The organism is Phenylobacterium sp. (assembly GCF_036402295.1).
Classification (GTDB): Bacteria; Pseudomonadota; Alphaproteobacteria; order Caulobacterales; family Caulobacteraceae; genus Phenylobacterium.
Genome location: NZ_DASWTE010000307.1, coordinates 1 through 15,418, shown reverse-complemented (window position 1 = coordinate 15,418; position 15,418 = coordinate 1). Strand labels below are relative to the sequence as shown.

Sequence of the window (15,418 nt, the reverse complement as noted above, 5' to 3'; positions counted from 1 at the left end):
TGTCGGACCAGCGCGGAACGTCCCTTCGAGCACAGAGTATCGCTGGCTCAGGCCGCGCGCTGCGGTGTCGTTCACCCATTTGGGCCTCTCTACCCAGAGGGAGTTCGCCAAAACGCTCGCATCGAAGTCGGCCTTGCTCAGCCCGCGCCGATGAGGCCGACATGGCGAGCGCGATCGCGAGGGCGAGCCGGAGTTTCATCAAGCGATGCTGTTCCGCCGCGGGTCGTCGTGCAAGGCGGCGGCCGTGTGGGAGCGGGATGGGCTTGGGGCGGAAGCCTCCCTCCACCGCTTCGCGGTCCCTTCCCTCTATGGGGGAGGAACTATTTGTTCGCTTTTTGTTCTCATTTTGCAGCCTTTCGTGGTAGGGTGCGAGCTTGGCTTTGACTGGAGGTGTGATGGCAGGGCCGGAGCGGTGGGATCCCCGGCGGCCGGGGGCGGCGGCGCTGGGGGAGAGTGTGTGGTGCGAGGACGTGGCGGCGGAGATCGTCGCGGGCGTGGCGGCGGGGCGGAGCGTGCGGGCGATCTGCGCGGAGCCGGGGCGGCCGCATCGGACGACGGTGAGGAGGTGGGCGGTCGCGCATCCGGACTTCGGGGCGGCGCTCTTCGAGGCTCGGAGGCAGGTGATGGCGGCGCAGCGGCGCAAGGATCGGATGGACGAGGCGGAGCGGCGGGCGGAAGTGGCGGCGCGGCAGCGGGCGCGGGTGGCGGCCGGCGACGGGCGCGGAGGGAAGGCGAGCGAGTACACGCCGGAGCTGGGGGAGAGGATCTGCGCGCGGCTGGAGGCCGGCGAGAGCCTGATCGCGATCTGCGAGGACGAGGGCATGCCGGTCTATGGGACGGTGCTGAAGTGGGTGAAGCGGTTCCCCGAGTTCCAGGAGATGTACGTGGCGGCGCGGACCGTGCAGGGCGACTACCTGTTCGACGAGGCGCGCGAGGTGGCGAAGGGGGCGAAGCGGGCCAGGGGGGACGGGGGCGTGGCGGCGGCGCGGCTGCAGTTCGACGTGATCCGCTGGCAGACGGCGCGGCTGGCGCCCCGGAAGTACCTGGAGCGGCTGGTGGCGGCGGAGGCGAAGGCGGCGGACGGGGCCGATGGGGACGAGGACGGCATTGGCGGGGATGGGGGGCCGCTGGAGATCGTGTTCAGCGTGACCCGCTTCGAGAACGTCGGGGGCCGGGTGCTGGCCGCGCCGCCGCGCAATGCGCGGGAGGCCGAGGCCTGGGTGGAGGCGACCGGGCGGCCGTACGAGGCGGGCGTCGGGCCGAACGGGGAGATCCGCCCGCCGATGGGGACGCCCGAGGCGTGGGCGCGCGCGGAGGCGTTCAGGGCGCGGCTGGAGCGCGAGCGGGCGGGGCGGCGGCGGTAGTCAGGCGTGGCGGGCGAAGACGCGCGAGCGGCCGCCGGGCAGCAGGAGCCAGGTGTCGTAGGCCTCGCGCTTGCCGTCGGGGCGTTCCATGCCGGGGGACCCGTCGGGCATGCCCGGGACGGAGAGGCCGATGGCCTTGGGGCGCTGCCTGAGGAGCCGCAGGACGTCGGCGGCCGGGACGTGGCCCACGGTGACGTAGCCGTTCACCAGGCCCATGTGGCAGGAGGACATGGTGTCGGGGACGCCGCGGCGGCGCCACTCGACGCTGAGGTCGCTCACGACCACCGTCCGGGTGCGGAAGCCGGCGCGCTGCATGTGGGCGATCCAGCCTTCGCAGCAGGTGCAGCCCCAGGCCTTGTAGACGGTGATCGCCGGTCCGCTCGCGGCCGCGGCCGCGGCGGGTCCGGCGAGCGCGCCGGCGCCTGCGAGGGCGAGGAACCGGCGGCGCAGCATGGCTAGTGCTGGTGCTCGGGCTGGGCGGGCTTGGCGTCCGAGGGCTTCGAGGCGTCGGCCCCCTTGCCCTTCATCTTGTCGCAGCACTCCATCTTCTCGCCCTCCTTGCAGCAGCAGGCCTCGGCGGCCAGGGCGGCGCCGCCGGCGAACAGGCTGAGGGCGGCGGCGAGGGCAAGCGACTTGAACGACATGTGCGGCGGGCTCCGTGAGGCTGGCCCCAGGATAGAGGACGCCGCCGGGGCGCGGAAGCGTGCGTTCCTGGAACACTCAAGCTTGTTGCGCATTCTGAAGCTGCGGCCCGGCCGTTTTCCCCTCTGCAGGCAAGGTCGCTGAGAGCCCCCGATCCCCCATCCGGACCGGGGGTTTCTTATGGGGCGGAACCGTTCGCGGGCGTGGTCATTTACGCCGCTGGCCGGCTGCGTATCCGCCGGCCATGGGCGGGCTGCGGAAGCCCTCGGCCAGACTGCTTGTCCCCCGGCCCGAGGGCTTCTAGCCGCAGGACGACGGCCGGGCGCCAGCGTCGCCGTGGTTCAGGCGGCGTTCAGCCAGGAGGGCCGATGCTGCGGTCATCAGGGGCCGTCGCGCTCTCCCGTCCCTCGAAGCGGCGGCCGCTGGTTGGAAGCACGAGAACTACCCGGCGGCGCGTCATTCCCCTGGCGCGCCGCTTTTCTCGCGCGGCGGCGCCGTAGCGGACGGGAACCGGACGCCAGGTCCTTAATTCTTCACAACACGGGCGGCTCTGGGTGGCGAGCGGTGGCGCCGGCCTTCAGAATCAACCGTCGCCATTGGTACCCTAGTCCATGTCCGAGCGCGGGAGCCCCTCCGATCTGGCCAACTACCTGCGGACCGCCGTGGGCCTGGAAGTGTACCTGCGTGGCGCGATCCGCGAGCGCGACCCCCGCTACCTGGAGGAGGCGCGGCGCTGCGCGCTGCGCGCCATGGAGCGCTGGAACATCGCGCCGACGCCCGAGCTCAACGTGCTGCTCGGGGTGACGGACGCGGCGTGGAGCCCGGACCGGCCGCAGGAACCCGCGGGCCGTCGCCGCCCCGGGTCCTGAATTCCGCGCCAGCATCGAACGGAGTAACCTGGGGTCCAACGGCGGATGGGGACGAGATGGAGACAGGCAACCGGCTCCTGAGGGCCCTCTCGCGCGACGACTTCGATCGGCTCGCGCCGCACTTCGATCGCTTCCGGGCGCGCGCGGGCGCGGTGCTCTACGAGCCCGAGGCCGAGGTGGAGTGGGTGTACTTCCCGGAGCAGGGGCTGATCTCGGTCATCAGCGTGATGCTGTCGGGGGCGACGGCCGAGTCCGCGGTGGTGGGCCGCGAGGGCGCGGTCGGGTTCGTGGAGGCGGCGGGGTCGGGCATCTACCTCTCCCGCGCGCTGATCCAGGCCGACCTCAACGCGCTGCGCCTGCCGGCCGGGCGCTACCGCGAGGCGCTGAACGGCAGCAAGACCCTCACCCGGGCGGTCGCCGAGCATGCCGAGCTGAACATGGCGGAGGGCCGGCAGGCGATCGCCTGCATGGCGCACCACCAGGCCGACCGGCGGCTGGCCTGGTGGCTGCTGGAATGCCAGGACCGGGCCGCCAGCGGCGACCGGCTGCCGCTCACGCAGGAATTCCTCGCCGCCATGCTGGGGCTGCAGCGCACCACCGTCACGTCGATCGCGGCCCAGCTGCGGGACGAGGGCCTGATCAACTATCGCCGCGCGATGGTCACCCTGGTGGACAGGGCCGGACTCGAGGCCAAGTCCTGCGAATGCTACGCGACGAGCCAGCACTTCCGGAGACTGATCCACGGCCGGGCCAGAGGAGATCAGGCGCGCGCTGACGGCGGCCCCGCATGAAATAGGCGAGGCGATAACTTTGGCGTCAAAGAGTCGGTCAGCCGACAGACTCCGGGACAACTTGCGGCCTAGCTGTAGCGCAGGCTGATGACTGACGCGGAGTTCCGCTTCTGTCGGCCACGAGTGGAAGCCGAAATGGCGACCTACCAACTGTTCATCGAAGATGACCGCTACTCGGTCACCACGCTGCGCCTCCTGGCGATGACCGACGAGCGGGGCGCGCGCGAGAGTGCGGAAAAGGCGATGCTGGAGTCGTCGCATCACCTGGGCGTCGAACTTTGCCGGGACGGCCGTCGGGTCTTCGGCATGGGGTCGCTGGGCGGGCGAATGCTCGGGCGGTTCGCGGCGCGGTCCGGGGACAGGCTTCAGCGACAGGCCGGGAGGTAGGTAGAATTGCCTCTCCCGCGGTGCAGCGGGAGGGGAGCGCGCTGAACCGCCGGCTCGTCCGGCGTAGAGCGCGCCGTGGAGGCGGGCGAGCGGCCGACGGGTCCTGGGGTCGGGCTGTTCGGGACCCTGTCGGGGACGCTCGCCCGCTCCACGAGTCGCGCTGGCCGCTCAGCTCTGGTCGGTCAGCAGCTTGCGGGCGGCGGCGTGGGTGTTGGTCTCGGCCTGGATGCGGTCGACGCCTTCGACGGTGATCTCCAGCGTGCCGTTCTGGTTGGTGCGGACCCACTTCTTCTCGCGCATGTACCAGAGATTGAACTCCAGGATCTCCATCGGGCAGGCCAGCAGGTGCTGCAGCTCGGCGTTGCCGATGCCGGGGTCGTGGCTGTCGCGGCGGCGCTTGGCGTAGAGGATCGCCAAGAGCTTGCCCTGGACGTCCTGGTCGCGGTCGACGCCGGCGCCGTCGCTGGCCTTCTCGGCCAACTCGGTGCGGGCGCCCACGTGCTTGCGGTAGTCGAGGTCGTAGCGGACGCGCTTCTCGGGATCGCGGAGCACGTTGTGCGCTTCCAGGATCAAGTCGAAACGGTCGCGATCGGCGGTGGCGAGGTTGTCCGGGTGGTAATGCCGGGCCAGGTACCGGAACATCCGCTCGACGGTTTCCGAATTGGCGTTCGGACTGATCTCTAACACTTCATAATAGTCGATGAAGCTCGGTGCTTCCATTTCACTCTACCGCTGAAGCAACCGGGGGGTTGTGTTTCAACTTGGCGGGAGGGGGCGGAAAGTCAAGTTCGTGCAACCGTGCGGGGCGTGCGGTTCATACCCGGATCGGGCGGCCGGTGCGGGCGGATTCGCCGGCGGCCTCGGCCAGCGCCAGGGCCGCGACGCCGTCCGCGTACCCGACCGCGGGGGCCGCGGCGCCCGCGAGGATGTCGACGAAGTGGGCCATCTCGCGCCGGTAGGCCTCGGCGTAGCGGTCGAGGAAGAAGTTCTGGAAGCGGTCGGCGGCCGGGCCGGCCTCGGTCCAGGTCTGGACCGTGCTCTCCAGGACGTTGCCGGCGCGGAGCGCGCCCGCCGAGCCGAACGCCTCGATGCGCTGGTCGTAGCCGTAGCCCGAGCGGCGGCTGTTGCTGATCATGCAGAGCCTGCCGCCCTTGGTGCGCATGAGGACCTTGGCGGTGTCGACGTCACCGGCCGCGCCGATCGCCGGGTCCACGAGGCAGCTCGCGGTGGCGAACACCTCGGTCGGCTCCTCGCCCAGCAGCCAGCGGGCCATGTCGAAGTCGTGGATGGCCATGTCCTTGAAGAGGCCGCCGCTGACCTTGACGTAGGAGGCGGGCGGCGGGGCGGGGTCGTGGCTGATGATGTGCAGGCTCTCGAGGCCGCCCACCTCGCCGGCGTCGAGCCGGGCCTTCAGGGCCTGGAAGTGAGGATCGAAGCGGCGGTTGAAGCCAAGGAAGACGCGGGCGCCGGCCAGCCGGTCGGCGGCGGCCCGGGCGCGGGAGAGGTCGAGGTCGATGGGCTTCTCGCAGAACACCGCCTTGCCTGCGGCCACGGCGCGGCAGGCGTAGTCGAGGTGGGTGTCGGTGGAGCTGGCGATGACGACGCCGGCGATGGCGGGGTCGCTGAGCGCGTCGTCAAGGGTGGCGACGGCGGCGCCGGTCGCGGCGGCGAGCGACTGGGCGGCGTCGGCGACCGGGTCGACCACGGTCTTGAGCTTGAGCTCCGGGCGGGCGGCGACGTTGGCGGCGTGGATGCGGCCGATGCGGCCGGCGCCGATGAGCGCGATTTGGTGCATGGGTCTTCGCATAAACTGGAACGAAAATTCCCTCCATATGGAAAATGGAAGGTCGGCCGTGGCGTTGTGTTTCGGGTCGGAACGGATATTCTAATCTCGGAATGCGCGTGCGAGGAACGAATGGCTGAACACCCCACTCCGCCCGAGACGGCGGAGGACCTGCGGGCCGCGATCCTCGAACGCTACGACAGTCTCAGCAAACGCCTGCAGCAGATCGCGCGCTATGTGCTGGACGCGCCGAACGAGGTGGCGCTGGAGACGCTGGCGGTGCTGGCCGAGCGGTCGGGCGTGCAGCCGTCGGCGATCGTGCGGTTCGCCAAGACCTTCGGCTATCCCGGCGCGAGCCAGATGCAGCGGCTGTTCCGCGACGGCCTCCTGTCGGGCGCCACGGCGCTGGGCTACGGCGAGCGGGTCCGCAACTTCAACGAGGCGATCAACCGCCGCGGCGACGACGGCGGCCAGGTGCTGGCGGAGTTCGTCGAGGGCAACGTGCTCGCGCTCCAGAACCTGGGCCAGGCGATCGGCCCGGACGACATGGCCGCCGCGGTGGACCTGATCGCGCGGGCCGAGACGCTGTACGTCGTGGGCTTCCGGCGCGCCTTCCCAGTGTCGTCGTACCTCGCCTACTCGTTGCAGCAGCTGGGCAAGCGGACGCAGTTCGTGGACGGCGTGGCCGGGCTCTCGCGCCAGCAGACCCAGACGATCACGCCGAAGGACCTGCTGATCGCCGTCAGCTACCAGCCCTATTCCGACGAGACGCTGCAGGCGGTGGACATCGCCATCGACCGCGGCGCCAAGGTGCTGGCGATGAGCGACAGCCTGGTGAGCCCGATCGCCAAGAACGCGACCCAGGTGCTGCAGGTGCGGGAGGCGGAGGTGCGTTCGTTCCGCTCGCTGGCCGCCTCGATGTGCCTGGCCCAGGCGCTGGTGATCGGCTTCGCCTTCCGCGCGTCGGGACAGGCCAGGCGGCGACGAAAATGAAACGATCATTGCGAGTCATGGATACGTAGAATATTCGTTACACGACCTGTCCGGAAAGTGTCCGGGCGGCTCGTTGACAGGACCGGGATGGCGCAGGACGCAAAGCCTCTAGACCTACTGGCCGTCGGCCGGTCCAGCGTGGACCTGTATGGTCAGCAGGTCGGCGGGCGCCTGGAGGACATGGCGTCGTTCGCCAAGTACGTGGGCGGCAGCCCGACCAACACCGCGGTGGGCGGCGCGCGCCTGGGGTTGTCGACGGCCCTGCTGACGCGGGTGGGCGCCGACCACATGGGCCGCTTCATCCGCGAGCAGCTGACACGCGAAGGCGTCGACGTGCGCGGGGTGATCTCGGACCCCGAGCGGCTGACCGCCCTTGTGGTCCTGGGTATCCGCGACCAGGAGACCTTTCCGCTTATCTTCTACCGCGAGAACTGCGCCGACATGGCGCTGAGCCTCGCCGACGTGGATTCCGGGCTGGTGGCCGCCGCGCGCGCGGTGCTGATCAACGGCACGCACTTGTCGCGACCCTCGGTGTTCGAGATGAGCACCGCCGTCGCGCGGCAGGCTCGGGCGAACGGGGCCAAGGTGGTCTTCGACGTCGACTACCGGCCGGTGCTGTGGGGCCTGACCGGCCGCGACCTCGGCGAGAACCGCTTCGTCGCCCATGCGGAGGTGTCGAAGACGCTGCAGGCCGTCCTGCCGCTCTGCGACCTGATCGTGGGGACGGAGGAGGAGATCCACATCCTGGGCGGCGTGACCGACACGCTGGCCGCGCTGGCGGCGGTGCGGGCGCAGACGGACGCGCTGATCGTGCTGAAGCTGGGGCCCGGCGGCTGCGTGGCGTTTCCCGGCGCCATCCCGGCGCGCGTGGAGGACGGGCTGCTGGTCGGCGGGTTCCCGGTCGAGGTGTTCAACGTGCTGGGCGCGGGCGACGCGTTCATGGCCGGCTTCCTGCGCGGCTGGCTGTGCGACCTGCCGCTGGCGCGCTGCTGCGAGCTGGCCAACGCCTGCGGGGCGATCGTCGTCTCGCGACACGGCTGCGCCCCGGCCATGCCGACCTGGCCCGAGCTGGAGCAGTTCCTGGACGCGGAGGACCGGCCGTTCCGGCTGCGGGAGGACGCCGAGCTCGAGCACACCCACTGGGCCACGACCCGCGAGGGCGTCTATGACGAACTGACCGTGCTGGCGGTCGACCACCGGCGTCAGTTCGAGGACCTCGCCGCGGAGCTGGACGCCGACCCGGCGCGGATCTCGCACTTCAAGACGCTGGCGCTGGAGGCGGTGCACCGGCTGGCCGCGGGCGACCCGCGGTTCGGCGTGCTGATCGACGGCCGCCACGGGGCCGAGGCGCTGGCGAAGGCGTCGGACTATCCCTACTGGATCGGCCGCCCGATCGAGCTTCCTCGGTCGCGGCCGCTGGAGTTCGAGAGCACGGCCGACGTGGCGACCGAGCTCGCCGAATGGCCGCTGCGCCACGTGGTGAAGTGCCTGGTGCAGTACCACCCCGACGACGAGGCCGCCTTGCGGGCCGCGCAGGAGCGGCAGCTCGCGCGCCTCTTCGACGCCTGCCGCAAGACCCGCCACGAGTTCCTGCTGGAGATCATCACCCCGGCCGGCCTGCCGCTGGACGACATGACCGTTTCCCGCGCGATCCGGCGGTTGTACGGCCTGGGCATCCGGCCCGACTGGTGGAAGCTGGAGCCGGCGGGCGAGCCCGCGGCCTGGCGCAACATCGAGGCGGCCATCGTCGAGAACGATCCCTGGTGCCGCGGCGTGCTGCTGCTGGGCCTCTCGGCGCCCGAAGCCGAGCTGCTGGCCTCGTTCGAGGCGGCGGCCCCGGCGCGCATCGTGAAAGGCTTCGCGGTGGGCCGGACCATCTTCAACGACGCGGCCCGCGAGTGGCTGGCCGGGCGTATCGACGATGACGCCGCGATCGGCATGCTGGCCGACAAGCTCTCGATGCTGGTGGACGCCTGGCGGCGCTCGCGCGCGGCGGTGGAGCAGGCGGCATGACGACGGTGCGGCTCGGGACGGTGCGGCTCACGGGGGCGCAGGCGGCGGTGCGCTATCTCGCCCGGCAGCGGGTGGAGACGCCGCACGGCGTGGTCCCGTACTTCGCCGGCGTCTGGGCGATCTTCGGCCACGGCAACGTGGCAGGGCTTGGCGAGGCGCTGCAGGGCGTACGCGACGCGTTGCCGACCTACCGGGCGCACAATGAGCAGGCCATGGCGCACGCCGCTATCGCCTACGCGAAGGCCGAGCGGCGCAACCGCGCGATGATCTGCACGACCTCGATCGGCCCGGGGGCGACGAACATGGTCACCGCCGCGGCGGTGGCCCACGTGAACCGGCTGCCGGTGCTGTTCCTGCCGGGCGACGTCTATGCGAGCCGCAGGCCCGATCCGGTGCTGCAGCAGGTCGAGGACTTCGGCGACGGCACGGTGAGCGCCAACGACTGCTTCCGGCCGGTCTCGCGCTATTTCGACCGGATCACGCGGCCCGAGCAGCTGCTGGCGGCGCTGCCGCGGGCGATGGCGGTGCTGCTGGACCCGGCGGAGTGCGGGCCGGTGACCCTGGCCTTCTGCCAGGACGTGCAGGCCGAAGCCTTCGACTTCCCGGAGGCGTTCTTCGCGGAGCGGACCTGGCGGGTGCGGCGGCCGCATCCCGACCCGGCGGAGCTGGACGAACTGGCCGATCGGCTGCGGGCGGCCGAAGCGCCGCTGATCGTGGCCGGCGGGGGCGTGCTCTATTCGCGCGCCGAGGGGCGGCTGGCGCGGTTCGCGGACAGGTTCGGCTTGCCGGTGGCCGAGACGCAGGCCGGCAAGGGCGTGCTGGCGTGGGACCACCCGATGTGCCTGGGCTCGGTCGGTGTCACCGGGACCAGCGCGGCGAACGCGGCGGCCGAGGACGCCGACCTGATCGTAGGGGTGGGCACGCGGCTGCAGGACTTCACGACCGGCTCGCGGGCGCTGTTCCGGCGGCAGGACCGCCAGCTCGTGCAGGTGAACGTGGCGGCGTTCGATGCGCACAAGCACGGCGCTCGGCCGGTGGTGGGCGACGCCGACGCCGTGCTGGCCGCGCTGGAGGCGCGGCTCGGCGACTGGCGCGCGCCGTCCGCGTGGACCTCGAAGGCCCAGGCCGGGCTCGCCGGCTGGAATGCGGCCTGGGACGCCGCGACCGCGTCGCCTGGTGACAACGCCTTGCCGTCGGACGCCCAGGTGATCGGGGCGGTGTGGCGCAAGGCGCGGCCCGACGCGGTGGTGGTCTGCGCGGCGGGCGGGCTGCCGGGCGAGCTGCACAAGCTCTGGCGGACGCGGACGCCGGGCGGCTACCACCTCGAGTACGGCTATTCCTGCATGGGCTACGAGATCGCGGGCGGCCTGGGCGTGAAGCTGGCCGAGCCGGGGCGCGACGTGCACGTGATGGTGGGCGACGGCAGCTATCTGATGATGAACTCCGAGCTCGCCACCTCGGTGATGCTCGGCAAGAAGCTGATCGTGACGGTGCTCGACAACCGCGGCTTCGGCTGCATCGACCGGCTGCAGCGCTCGACCGGGCAGCCGGGGTTCAACAACCTGCTGGCCGACGCCGAGCATGCGGTGCTGCCGCAGATCGACTTCGCGGCGCATGCGCAGAGCCTGGGGTGCCTGGCGGAGAAGGTGGACGGGATCGCCGGGCTGGAGGCGGCGTTGGAACGGGCGCAGGCGGCCGACCGGACGAGCGTGATCGTCATCGACACCGACCCGCGCGCTTCGACTGAGGCCGGCGGCGCCTGGTGGGACGTGGCGACGCCCGAGGTGTCCGAGGCGCCTGCGGTTCGCGCGGCGCGCGAGGCCTACGAAGCGATGACGAAGCAGCAGCGGACCGGGGATTAGAGTATGAGCATCCGCTTTGGCGTGAGCCCGATCGCCTGGGCCAACGACGACATGCCCGAGCTGGGTGGGGACACGCCGCTGGAGGCGATCCTCGCCGACGTCCGTGACCTTGGATTTGCCGGCGTGGAGCTGGGCGGCAAGTTCCCGCGCGATGCCGCGGTGCTGAAGCCGGTCATGGGGCGGTTCGGGCTGGAGATCGTGGGCGGCTGGTATTCGGCGGAACTGCTGCGGCGGACGGCGGCCGAGGAGATCGCCGCGCTGCAGGACCACCTGGCGCTGCTGAAGGCCATGGGCAGCACGGTGTTCGTGCAGGCCGAGACCAGCAACGCGATCCACGGCGACCGCAGCCGCCCGCTGTCGGCGACGCCGCGGCTGGCGGAGGGGGAGTGGAAGACCTTCGGCGCGCGGGTGACCGAGGTAGCCGACTACATCGAAGGGCAGGGGCTGAAGTTCGCCTACCACCACCACCTGGGCACGGTCGTGGAGCGGCCGCAGGACCTCGAGGCGTTCCTGAAGGCCACGGGCGCCAGCGTCGGCCTGACGCTGGACACCGGGCACGCGGCGCTGGGCGGGATCGATCCCGTTGCGGCGCTGCGGGCGAACCCGGAGCGGATCGCCCACGTGCACTGCAAGGATGTGCGAGGCGCGGTGTTCGAGCGGGTGCGGGCCGAGGGGATGAGCTTCCTGGACGGCGTGCTGGCCGGCATGTTCACCGTCCCCGGCGACGGCGACCTGGACTATGGCGCGGTGATGCGGGCGCTGGCCGACAACGGCTATTCCGGCTGGATCATCATCGAGGCCGAGCAGGACCCGGCCAAGGCCGACCCGCGGACCTACGCCGCGCTGGGCCTTGCGACCCTGCAGCAGCGGGCGGCGGAAGCCGGCCTTGCACAGGCCGCCTGAGAAGGAGCTGTGACATGACCCTTCGCGTCCGCCCCCACGCGCCCGACCCGGAGGGCTGCGTCCTGGACATCACCCCTGAGAGCGCCGGCTGGGGGCACGTGGGCTTCAAGGTCTGCAAGCTGGCGGCCGGCCAGACGGCGCGCGGCGGCGAGGCGGGGCGCGAGGCCTGCCTAGTGGCGCTGTCGGGCACGGTCGACATCGAGGTGGCGGGCGAGCGCTTCGCCGGCGTGGGCGGGCGGAGGAGCGTCTTCGAGGACGCCGCGCCGGGCGCTGTCTATGCGCCCGCGGGCGCGGCCTATGCGGTCACGGCGACGACCGACGCCGAGGTGGCGATCTGCTCGGCGCCGGGCGCGGCGGGCCGTCCGCCGCGGAGGATCGACGCCGAGCAAATGTCTCGCGAGGTGCGCGGCCGGGGGACCAACACGCGCTACGTCCGCAACATCCTCCCGGAGACCGAGCCGGCCGACAGCCTGCTGGTCGTCGAGGTGATCACGCCCGGCGGACACTGGTCGAGCTACCCGCCGCACAAGCACGACCGCGACGTGGCGCAGGAGGAGTCGCAGCTGGAGGAGACCTACTATCATCGGCTCAGCCCGCCGCAGGGCTTCGCAGTGCAGCGGGTCTACACCGACGATCGCAGCCTGGACGAGACGGTCAGCGTCGAGGACGGCGACGTGGTGATGGTGCCGCGCGGCTACCATCCGGTCGGCGCGCCGCACGGCTATGACCTCTACTACCTGAACGTCATGGCCGGACCGAAGCGTACGTGGATCTTCAGGAACGACCCCGCCCACGACTGGATCGTGCGGCGGTGAGCGCAGTGTTCAACGCAGCCTGGTCGAAGCGCCTGGCGACGCCCGAGGCCGGCGCGCTGGTGGGCGCAGTGCTGGTCTACGCCTTCTTCTTTGCGGTGGCCCCGCCGTTCCGCGATCTCGCGGCGCTGTCGACCGTGCTCTACGTGAGCTCGATCTACGGCATCCCGGCGCTGGCCGTGGCGCTCCTGATGATCGGCGGCGAGTTCGACCTGTCGGCGGGGGTGGCGGTGGTGAGCTCGGCGCTGCTGGCGTCGATGCTGAGCTACGAGCTCACGGCCAACGCCTGGGTGGGCGTGGGCGTCTCGCTGGCCGTGGCGCTGGCGATCGGCGCGGCGAACGGGCTGGCGGTGGTCCGCACCGGCATCCCGAGCTTCCTGGTGACGCTGGGGGCCTTCTTCATGCTGGCGGGGCTGAACCTGGCGGTGACGCGGCTGGTCAGCGGCTCGGTCGCCAGCCGCTCGATCGCCGACATGGACGGCTTCGGCGCGGCGCAGGCGCTGTTCGCGTCCAGCATCAACGTGGCCGGCGTCGACGTGCGGGTGACGGTGATCTGGTGGCTCTTGTTCGCGGGCCTGGCGACCTGGGTCCTGCGGCGCACGCCGCTGGGCAACTGGATCTTCGCGGTCGGCGGCGCGCCCGCCAGCGCCCGGGCGTCCGGCGTGCCGGTGCGGCGGGTGAAGGTGGGACTGTTCATGGCGGTGGGCTTCGCCGCCTGGTTCGTCGGCATGCACCAGCTCTTCGCGTTCGACACGGTGCAGTCGGGCGAGGGCGTGGGGAAGGAATTCTACTACATCATCGCCGCGGTGGTCGGCGGCTGCCTGCTCACCGGCGGCCAGGGTTCGGCGGTGGGCGCGGTGCTGGGCGCCTTCATCTTCGGCATGACCACCCAGGGCATCATCTACGCCGGCTGGAACCCGGACTGGTTCAAGTTCTTCGTGGGGGCGCTGCTGGTGGGCGTGATCCTGCTGAACGCCAGCGTCCGCCGCTGGCAGGCGGCCCGCGCATGAGCGCCCCGCTCATCCGGCTGACGGGGGTCGGCAAGTCGTATGGGGCGGTCAGCGCGCTGCGGGGGGTCGACCTGGAGCTCAGCGCCGGCGAGGTGTGCTGCGTGCTGGGCGACAACGGCGCCGGCAAGTCGACGCTGATCAAGATCATCGCCGGCATCCACGCCAACGACACCGGGCAGTTGGAGGTGGCGGGCGAGGCGGTGACGTTCAGCTCGCCCCGCCAGCCGATCGGCCTGGGCATCGCCACCGTGCACCAGGACCTGGCGGTGGCGCCGCTGATGCCGGTGTGGGCCAACTTCTTCCTGGGCCGCGAGCTGACCAAGGGCCGCGGGCCGCTGCGGCGCATGGACATCGGGCGGATGCGCGAGATCGCGCGCGCCGAACTTGCGGAGATGGGCGTTGACCTGCCCGACGTGGACCGGCGCATCGCCGACCTCTCGGGCGGGCAGCGGCAGTGCGTGGCGATCGCCCGCGCCATCCACTTCGGCGCCCGCGTGCTGGTGCTGGACGAGCCGACGGCGGCGCTGGGCGTGAAGCAGGCCGGCGTCGTGCTACGCCACGTGGCGGCGGCCAAGGCGCGCGGCCTGGGGGTGATCCTGATCACGCACAACCCGCACCACGCCTACGCGGTGGGCGACCGGTTCCTGCTGCTGCAGCGGGGCGAGAGCCACGGGTGCTTCAAGCGGGCCGAGATCACGCTCGAGGATCTGACGCGCCGGATGTCGGGAGGCGCCGAGTTCGACGCGCTTGCCCACGAACTGCAAGGCTGAGGGGAGTGGCCATGGGACCTCTAAACCGGCGCGGGTGGCTGGCGCTGGCGGCGTGCCTGCTCGCGGCGGCGTGCAGTTCGCAGGGCGGCAAGGCGGGGGCTGAGCGCAAGGCGGCCGCGCCGGGCGGGTCGATGACGGTGGCGCTGATCACGCACCAGGCGCCGGGCGACACCTTCTGGGACATCGTGCGCCGGGGCGCGGAGGCCGCGGCGGCGAAGGACAACGTCACCCTGCGCTACGCCAGCGACCCGGAGGGCGGCGCCCAGGCGACGCTGGTGCAGAACGCCATCGACAGCCGGGTGGACGCCATCGCCGTGACGCTCGCCAAGCCCGCGGCGCTGGATGCGGTGGTGCGCAAGGCTGTGGCGGCGGGGATTCCCGTCGTGGTGCTGAACGCCGGGATCGAGCAGTGGAAGGGCGTGGGCGCGCTGGGCTACTTCGGTTCGGACGACGGCCACGCGGGCGTGGAGGCCGGCAAGCGGGCCATGGCGGACGGGGCGCAGCACGTGTTGTGCGTGTCGCAGGAGCAGGGCCACGTGGCGCTGGAGGCGCGGTGCGACGGCGTGCGGACCGGCTTCGGCGGCCGATTCGACAAGGTCTATGTGACGGGTACGGACATGCCCTCGGTCCGCTCTACTATCGCCGCCAAGCTGCGGCAGGCCCCGTCGGTGGACCTGGTGATCGCGCTGGGGGCGCCGTTCGCTCTGACGGCGATCGAGGCGGCGAAGGATGCCGGGAGCACGGCGCAGGTGGCGACCTTCGACACCAACCGCGAGGTCCCGGCGGCGATCCGGTCGGGCAAGCTGAAGTGGGCGATCGACCAGCAGCCCTATCTGCAGGGCTATCTGGCGGTGGACGGCCTGTGGCTGCAGCGGACCAACGGCAACGTCATCGGCGGCGGCGCGCCGGTGCTCACCGGCCCCTACTTCGTCGACCGCTCGAACATCGACGCCATAGAGAAGTTCGCCGCCGGCGGGACCCGCTAGGCCGGCTCGCGGTTGGGCCGCACGTGGGCGAGGCCGGCGTCGGCTTGCGGGAACGCGTTGCCGGGCATGTAGAGCACCATCGGGCGGACCTCGTAGACGGCGCTGGGGTTGGCCTCCTTAAGGTCGCGGGCGGCTTCGATGGCGGCCTCGCGGGTGGCGCAGTCGACGACGTAGAAGCCCAGCAAATGCTCCTTGGTCTCGGCGAAGGGGCCGTCGGTGACCACGCCGCGGCC

17 protein-coding genes are annotated in these 15,418 nt (G+C 71.6%); 12 read left to right on the top strand and 5 right to left on the bottom strand.

The genetic code is table 11. The features are described 5' to 3' along the window. Positions 1–395 precede the first annotated feature (395 nt). A complete protein-coding gene (locus VGD44_RS18620; RefSeq protein WP_331089871.1) occupies positions 396–1,364 on the top strand; it encodes a hypothetical protein in 969 nt (322 codons plus the stop codon). On the opposite strand, the gene VGD44_RS18615 is transcribed toward VGD44_RS18620, so the two are convergent. Next, entirely contained in the window at positions 1,365–1,817 is a 453-nt protein-coding gene (locus VGD44_RS18615) for a DUF411 domain-containing protein (protein ID WP_331089870.1), read from the bottom strand. Between the two features lie 2 nt (positions 1,818–1,819). Next, positions 1,820–2,008 (bottom strand): hypothetical protein, encoded by a 189-nt coding sequence (locus tag VGD44_RS18610; RefSeq protein ID WP_331089869.1) that lies wholly within the window; start codon positions 2,006–2,008, stop codon positions 1,820–1,822. A 609-nt stretch (positions 2,009–2,617) separates the two neighbouring features. Between VGD44_RS18610 and VGD44_RS18605 the strand changes: the two genes are divergently transcribed. The 3 genes from VGD44_RS18605 to VGD44_RS18595 all read left to right on the top strand — a co-directional run bounded on the left by VGD44_RS18605 (position 2,618) and on the right by VGD44_RS18595 (position 4,053). Beyond that, positions 2,618–2,875 (top strand): hypothetical protein, encoded by a 258-nt coding sequence (locus VGD44_RS18605; protein WP_331089868.1) that lies wholly within the window; start codon positions 2,618–2,620, stop codon positions 2,873–2,875. A 56-nt stretch (positions 2,876–2,931) separates the two neighbouring features. Beyond that, complete coding sequence (locus VGD44_RS18600; protein WP_331089867.1) at positions 2,932–3,666, top strand: Crp/Fnr family transcriptional regulator; 735 nt, start codon at positions 2,932–2,934, stop codon at positions 3,664–3,666. A gap of 135 nt (positions 3,667–3,801) precedes the next feature. Next, the gene (locus VGD44_RS18595) at positions 3,802–4,053 is read left to right on the top strand and encodes a hypothetical protein (RefSeq protein WP_331089866.1); all 252 of its coding nucleotides are present in this window, start codon (positions 3,802–3,804) and stop codon (positions 4,051–4,053) included. A gap of 168 nt (positions 4,054–4,221) precedes the next feature. Here the strand turns inward: VGD44_RS18595 and VGD44_RS18590 are convergent, their stop codons facing one another. Both VGD44_RS18590 and iolG read right to left on the bottom strand, forming a co-directional pair. Next, positions 4,222–4,773, bottom strand: a complete 552-nt coding sequence (locus tag VGD44_RS18590) for a DnaJ domain-containing protein (protein ID WP_331089865.1) — start codon at positions 4,771–4,773, stop codon at positions 4,222–4,224. Between the two features lie 94 nt (positions 4,774–4,867). Next, positions 4,868–5,848, bottom strand: coding sequence for an inositol 2-dehydrogenase (iolG, locus tag VGD44_RS18585; protein WP_331089864.1), 981 nt, complete (start codon positions 5,846–5,848; stop codon positions 4,868–4,870). Between the two features lie 120 nt (positions 5,849–5,968). Here iolG and VGD44_RS18580 point away from each other — a divergent pair, with 120 nt between their 5' ends. From VGD44_RS18580 to VGD44_RS18545, 8 genes are all read left to right on the top strand, one after another. After that, a complete protein-coding gene (locus VGD44_RS18580; protein WP_331089863.1) occupies positions 5,969–6,829 on the top strand; it encodes a MurR/RpiR family transcriptional regulator in 861 nt (286 codons plus the stop codon). Between the two features lie 87 nt (positions 6,830–6,916). Continuing rightward, positions 6,917–8,842 carry a bifunctional 5-dehydro-2-deoxygluconokinase/5-dehydro-2-deoxyphosphogluconate aldolase gene (locus tag VGD44_RS18575; protein WP_331089862.1) on the top strand — a complete coding sequence of 642 codons (1,926 nt, stop codon included), beginning with the start codon at positions 6,917–6,919 and terminating at the stop codon, positions 8,840–8,842. Further along, entirely contained in the window at positions 8,839–10,704 is a 1,866-nt protein-coding gene (gene iolD, locus VGD44_RS18570; protein WP_331089861.1) for a 3D-(3,5/4)-trihydroxycyclohexane-1,2-dione acylhydrolase (decyclizing), read from the top strand. The genes VGD44_RS18575 and iolD overlap by 4 nt, the downstream gene beginning before the upstream one ends. Positions 10,705–10,707: 3 nt before the next feature. After that, positions 10,708–11,607, top strand: a complete 900-nt coding sequence (gene iolE, locus VGD44_RS18565; protein ID WP_331089860.1) for a myo-inosose-2 dehydratase — start codon at positions 10,708–10,710, stop codon at positions 11,605–11,607. A 14-nt stretch (positions 11,608–11,621) separates the two neighbouring features. After that, positions 11,622–12,422 (top strand): 5-deoxy-glucuronate isomerase, encoded by an 801-nt coding sequence (iolB, locus tag VGD44_RS18560; RefSeq protein WP_331089859.1) that lies wholly within the window; start codon positions 11,622–11,624, stop codon positions 12,420–12,422. Beyond that, positions 12,419–13,429, top strand: coding sequence for an ABC transporter permease (locus tag VGD44_RS18555; RefSeq protein ID WP_331089858.1), 1,011 nt, complete (start codon positions 12,419–12,421; stop codon positions 13,427–13,429). Before iolB ends, VGD44_RS18555 begins: the two co-directional genes overlap by 4 nt. Continuing rightward, positions 13,426–14,199 (top strand): ATP-binding cassette domain-containing protein, encoded by a 774-nt coding sequence (locus VGD44_RS18550; RefSeq protein WP_331089857.1) that lies wholly within the window; start codon positions 13,426–13,428, stop codon positions 14,197–14,199. The genes VGD44_RS18555 and VGD44_RS18550 overlap by 4 nt, the downstream gene beginning before the upstream one ends. 11 nt (positions 14,200–14,210) lie before the next feature. Next, positions 14,211–15,185: a substrate-binding domain-containing protein gene (locus VGD44_RS18545; RefSeq protein ID WP_331089856.1), complete on the top strand. Its 975-nt coding sequence runs from the start codon at positions 14,211–14,213 to the stop codon at positions 15,183–15,185. Here VGD44_RS18545 and VGD44_RS18540 read toward each other — a convergent pair. Beyond that, positions 15,182–15,418, bottom strand: a 237-nt coding sequence (locus VGD44_RS18540) for a YciI family protein (protein ID WP_331089855.1), incomplete at its 5' end; no start/stop codon positions are given. The two genes, VGD44_RS18545 and VGD44_RS18540, sit on opposite strands and share 4 nt — an antisense overlap.